This is a genomic window from Marisediminitalea sp., from assembly GCF_984433645.1.
The window spans coordinates 1-6,056 of the sequence record NZ_CFIDRX010000137.1; the positions used below are offsets into that span (position 1 = coordinate 1).

The 6,056-nt window shown below is 50.1% G+C and carries 3 protein-coding genes; 1 reads left to right on the forward strand and 2 read right to left on the reverse strand.

Going from position 1 to position 6,056, the window contains the following annotated elements; translation table 11 throughout:
* The coding region (locus AC4MRN_RS15435) for a UvrD-helicase domain-containing protein (protein ID WP_491203772.1) at positions 1-1,323 on the reverse strand (1,323 nt) is incomplete at its 3' end.
* Positions 1,320-4,595, reverse strand: coding sequence for an exodeoxyribonuclease V subunit gamma (gene recC / locus AC4MRN_RS15440; protein ID WP_491203773.1), 3,276 nt, complete (start codon positions 4,593-4,595; stop codon positions 1,320-1,322). The genes AC4MRN_RS15435 and recC, both read right to left, overlap by 4 nt.
* Positions 4,596-5,269: 674 nt before the next feature.
* Between recC and AC4MRN_RS15445 the strand changes: the two genes are divergently transcribed.
* Entirely contained in the window at positions 5,270-5,923 is a 654-nt protein-coding gene (locus AC4MRN_RS15445; RefSeq protein WP_155014548.1) for a dUTP diphosphatase, read from the forward strand.
* Positions 5,924-6,056: the final 133 nt, after the last annotated feature.

Sequence of the window (6,056 nt, forward strand, 5' to 3'; positions counted from 1 at the left end):
CGCGGCGAGGTAAGTAAAAATATCACCGCCGCGAAAGCCGTAGATGGCCTGCTTGGGATCGCCAATCATCAGCAACGCATGCTTGCCCTGCTCTGTTGCTTCGGAGGAATACACGTTTGCCAGAATGTGGTACTGATCGGCGTCGGTATCCTGAAACTCATCCACCAATGCCACCGGATACTGGCTGCGCAATTGCACACTCAAGGGGCTGTCGGGTGAGGTGATTCGCTGGGCCAACATGCGGATCAAGTCATTGAAATCCACGTGTTGCAGCTGGGCTTTCTGCTTTGCTACGTGCTCGCGAATAAACGTAATGCCTTGCAATACAACCTGTAGCACTGGAGCTTTGTTCAACTGTTTGTTGTGCGCTTCGTTCACTTGTTTCAGGCTTTTTTCCAGCCGCACGCGAAAGTCTTTCAGTGGTTCAATTGCCGCTTTCGCTTCTTCCATGCCTTCCCGTTTGGCTCTGAAGCGGTTGCCATTTACAAATTGCCCGACTTCTCGGGGCACGGTAGAAAAGTCACCGCCCTCCAGCCAATTTAATATAATGTCCCATTCCTGAGCTCGTTCGGGCTTATTTTGGATCACGGTTTCGTGAAAAAGCCCCGCCTGAGTGAGCAGTGACTGGCACAACTGAGCGCCTTCTTCGCTGTAACTGGCAGACACGCTTTTTAATTGTTCCGCGAATTCCTGATTAATGGTTTGTGTATCGGTGCAACCAAGGTCACCACTACTGTCAAACAAATTGCCAAAGCGGCGAATAAAGCGCTCTGGCGAGTGCCAGTTCTGTTGTTGAAGCAGAATAAAGGCTGGCTCATCATGACTGATTTTACGGAAGAAGTCTTCGCAGGCTAGTCGATACAATTCACGGGTATCGGTTGCCAGCGCCAGCTCTAACGGGGTCGCTGAAGTAAAAGCCATATCGCCCAGCACCCGATTACAAAAACTGTGAATGGTAAACACCGCGGCATCGTCAAGCTCGAGTAATGCGGCTTGTAACAAGGCAATGCCCTCTTCGCCAGGCACAGCACGATACACTGATGCCATCACAGGGTCGGCTTTTTCAGGTAAGCCCTGCTGATTGGCGACTTGCCAGAACGCTAATGCCTCTCGAAGTGTCGCTGCAATCCTGCCGCGAATCTCTTCGGTAGCCGCTTTGGTAAAGGTCATTACCAGAATCTGCTGCACTGGCAGGCGCATTTCCAGCAGGAAACGCAGGTAAATACGCGTGATGTTGAAGGTTTTACCTGTGCCAGCGCTAGCTTCAATTAAATGGCGGCCAGTTAACGGTAATTCAGCAACGTTCAGATGAGAGAGGCTCATGATTTCGCTCCTGAAATTGCCTGGAAAAAGGGTTCATACACCTGAGCAAGCAGTGACAAAGGCAACGCCTCTGCTTCAGGGAGTGTCGGGTAAAACCAGGCTAAATACGGATTATTGCCCAGCACGCTATAGTCGCTGTTTGCATCGGTTAGGGACGACCAGCGTTTTTGCACTTCTGGATCTTGCTGCCAGTCATCGCTGTCAGTGCGCATATTGGCATGTTTTGCCAGCACTTCTGCCAATGCCAGATGCAAAATGGTCGGCGATTTTTCTATCTGACTAAACGCCAGCGAAATGCACTCCAGCGTGGCATTCGCCTTGTCTGCTGACATAGCCGGCACGGTCACTGATCGCGTTGGATAATTATCTTTTTTCCAATCCACGAAGTAGAGGGTGAGTGGCACATTTGCGCCCTCACTGTTCGCAACCAAGGCAGTTAACCAGGCCTGAAAGCTGCGATGTATAGCATGCTGGCCAACATGGTACATCACCAGTGAATCTTTGCTCAGATCACAGTACGCAGAGAGCTGAATCTGTCCATTGTCGAACTGATAATATTCCCGAGTGGTGGCATGCTGCGACACGGTGTCAGCCAGCACCTGGGCGGCTTGCTCCCATTGCAACAACTCAAGTTCGGTAGTGGGGGTTTGTGGCACCCGCCCACTCAACTGATAACGCTGTGTCAGTGAGGCATCCTGGCTTTCAGTACGATAATATTCCACCATCCCCTCAACAAACTGATAACGGGTGAGTTTGTCGGTTTCAAACGGCTCAGCATCGTTTAGCACATCCATTTGCATTACCAGTGAGACGCCTAACTGCTTAGCCAGCCAGGCTATCGGGTCGCGGAAGCATTGTGTCAGTTCCTGTGTGGTCAGGCTGCGTTTTTGCACTGCCGATGGCAGAGTTAGCGACGATGCTTGCTCGTCTTTGTGTTCCGGATTGACCATTGCCTGGGCTAGCCTGAACCAGCCCGCTGAGAACCCTGGCTGCGAGGGCGCAAAGGCGCCGGGGCTGAACGGGTGTAAGGCAACCTGCGCGATGGCCTGACTGTCGTCCCATCCATAGCCTTGCTGCAAATAGTCCATCAACTCCTGGAGCACCAAACTGGGCTGACGTTCAGAATTATCTACCGCGCTTCGCCCCTGGTAACTCAAAAATAAATGCTGGCGGGCTGAAATCAGCGCTTCAAGGAACAGATAGCGATCTTCCTGACGACGCGAACGATCGCCCAGCCGCGCGGGACAGCGCGCCATAATATTAAAACTGCCCGGCGGATTACTGCGCGGAAACTCACCATCATTAAGACCCAGAATAGCAATCACCTTGAAAGGAATACTGCGCATGGGCAACATAGAACAAAAGGTCACCTGACCGGTCATAAAGTGGTTGCCCGCATCCGGCGTGCCAAAGCGTTTGTTGAGTGTATCTCTGACCTCAACCAGGCTAAGGGCTTCGTCGAAAGACGCTTGTTCAGCCTGCAATGCAATATCCGCAATGGCCTTGCCAATGCTTTCCCAGCTGTCGTTGTCGTCCTGAGAAGGGGCGAAGCAGTCGTCTCTTAGCTGATGTAAATAATCTGTCCACTCGCTGGGCGTGCGCGGCTTTTTCAGTTGCTGTGTATGCTGAGCGAGTTGCTCCAGTACCAACATAAGACGGCCCAGTTCTACGCTTTGCTGCCCTTCTACATCAGGCACGGTAACGCAGTCTGCCAGTAACTGTTCGTGGTCCTCGGCGACCATCCCTAACATCAACCGTTTAAAGCCCCAGGCCCAGCTAAACATGGGGCTGTCGGTGACCTGTTGGGAGCTCTGTGCTTTGTGCTCACCATCCAGCCCCCAGTGGATATTCGCCGCTCGTAGCCAGTGTTCAATCACAAGCAGGCTCTGTTCGGTCAGGCCAAATTTCTTCTGCAGCGGCGTCAAACTCAAATATTCAATAATTTGATTAACGCTGAACCGGCTATCAGGCAGTTGAAGCAATGACAGAAATGCAGCAATCAGGGGCTCCGCATCAAGCGGTGAGCGGTCTGCTACGCTACAAGGTATGCGCGGACTGGCGTCGTCTTCAAATCGCTGTTGGCCAACCCGTGCAAACACGGCATCAATGAATGGCGCATACTGCTCGATGGCAGGACACATCACCAGTACATCTTTGGGTTGTAGCGTGGGATCTTGATTTAGCAATCCAAGTAAGTGTTCGTGAAGATGCTGTACTTCTCGTAATGCACTGTGTGCTGAACTCACAACTATGCTGCGATCATCTGCCTGCCAACACGACAGGCCATTTGCTGTGCGCGCCTCCAGAATATCCTGTTGCATCAGGTTTAGCAGCTGCGGTACATGGTCGTCTTCATCTGGCGCAGGTACATCAAACGCACTGATTTCGTAGCTATCTAACTGAGTTAATTGGTTGAACAGATCCCGCCCCTGTTTACCCAGATTAGCTAGCAGCGGATTGTCCTGATTCTGCGCCATCCAGGCTTCAATACCTTGCTCTCGCAGAATGCGGGCCTGTTCACCACGCCCTGCAACGTTACCCCAGTAATTTACACAAGGGTTTAAGTGAAAAACGTGAACGTCAATCAGCGCTGATAACGCATCTAAAAAGCCAACAAATTGCGGTGCCATGGTATTGATGGCAAACAGTACGATGCGTGATGGCAACCTGGCTTTTAGTTTATCGGGTGACGCTTTCAGGCCTTCTATTAACTGCTCGTACAAGCGCGCGGGATACAACGGCGTTTCCGTCACCAACGCTCGCCACAGGCAGGCTTGCCAGGGCTCATCCGGATCATCCGTCACGGACTCATGCTTCTCCCACCCTTGCAGCCAATCGGGCCTGTACAGCAAATACTGCTCAAGTAAATCTGCAAAATTTACCGCCAATTGCAATTTACCGAGGGCGTGATCAGAAGACAGGTAATGCGCCACTCTGGCCATGTCGGGTTGGCTGATATGCTCCTTATCATTCAGTAACTTATAAATGCGCCAACGCAACACCTCCCGCCGATAAGGTGACTCCCGGGGAATGCGTGCCTCGCCTAATACAGTACGGGCGATATCCCACATAAACCGCACGGGCAGCGGATATTGGATGTTCATGGCGATGCCCTGTTCCTGGGCAAGCTGCATATTCAGCCAGTGCTGCATACCGGGACTTTCGACAAGAATGATGTCCGGCGTAAATCCTTGTGCGGGCTGCTGGGTCAGTAGCGTCGACAAAAGCACACTCAAATGCTCGAGTTTGTTCGAAGGATAAAGTGTTAGCAAGCCTGTTTATTCCTGTTTTATTGTTGTTTATGCATTCACAGATGACACAATATCAGAACGACTGATGATCCGTTTCATACAGTTAACACTGAGGCCAAGTATGCCTTGAATCGAATATGATAGAAATATGCAGGAAAAAAACTGGTGATTTATTAAACAAACGCGTATAGTGCAGCGCGTGGCAAGCAGAGATAAAAAAACCCATACAGACCTCAGGACACGAAAAATCTGTATGGGGAAGGTTACGGGCCACATCCTAGCAACTTTGAGCCGGCGTTGCCTGGCACCGGCCAAAGTTAGCGCTAGCACGCAGCGCAGTTAACACTTAATGTATTGCAGAATAGATGCCAAAATAAAAAATAAATACAAATCATAACCTTAACATTATTCTAACAGTGTGATTGTATAATTTATTCCTCAATGTGGTGCACGCGCACCGCAAAAGAGCACTTAATAGTCCTTCATCCTGCTTCCTTGCATCTCCGAAGAGCAAACACAATATTTTTCCCCACCGAGACGCGATAATTTCTCTGTCTTTTCAGTTTTGCGTTACAAGCTGCCATGCTACCATTTGTATTAATTACACGACTTGCAGGATAAGCCCATAACTCCCTGCCCGCGTATTGTTTATGAATCAGGCAATGCGCTAACTATTATAAAATCCGGACACGAATATGCTGACACAACAACAACTTAACACTATGCTGTCGCTACAGAACAACATGAACATCAAAGTTAACCCTGAATGGCTTACTGCGGGTTATGGCTACCTGCGCGCAGCCATGGTGGAATCAGTTGAAGCGATTGACCATCACGGTTGGAAATGGTGGAAAGCGCAGGAGAAAGATCTTCCTCAGTTGCAAATGGAACTGGTTGATATCTGGCACTTTGCGTTATCGGCCAGCATCATCGATTACAAAGGCGACATCGAAGCAACTGCAACCGCACTGGCTTCACAACTGGCAGAAAATACCCCACATGTTCAATTTGACGGCCAGTCTTATTCACCCGCTGGTTTGTCGTTGCTGGATAACCTGGAATTGATGACAGGCTTATGTGCGGCCAAGCGCTTTAGTGTTCCCTTGTTCATGCAGATTGTGACGCAAAGTGAGATGACAGGTGAAGAGCTATATCGCCAGTATGTTGGCAAAAATGTGCTGAATTTCTTCCGTCAGGATAACGGATACAAAGCAGGTACCTACGTAAAAACATGGGATGGACGTGAAGACAACGCACACCTTGTAGAAGTGCTGGATAGTCTGGATATGAACGCCCCGGATTACGCAGACCTGGTTTACAAAGGTCTCGCAGACCGCTATCCAGCTTAATCCTACACAGTTAAGCCGCTTCATATTGCGGATTGCAAACTCAGCCAGGGCGTATTTACGGGCTCTGGCTGATTTTACTATGCCGTTTCAGGTGTACTGGCGCAGTATACAGGTAACATTTTCATTTTTATCC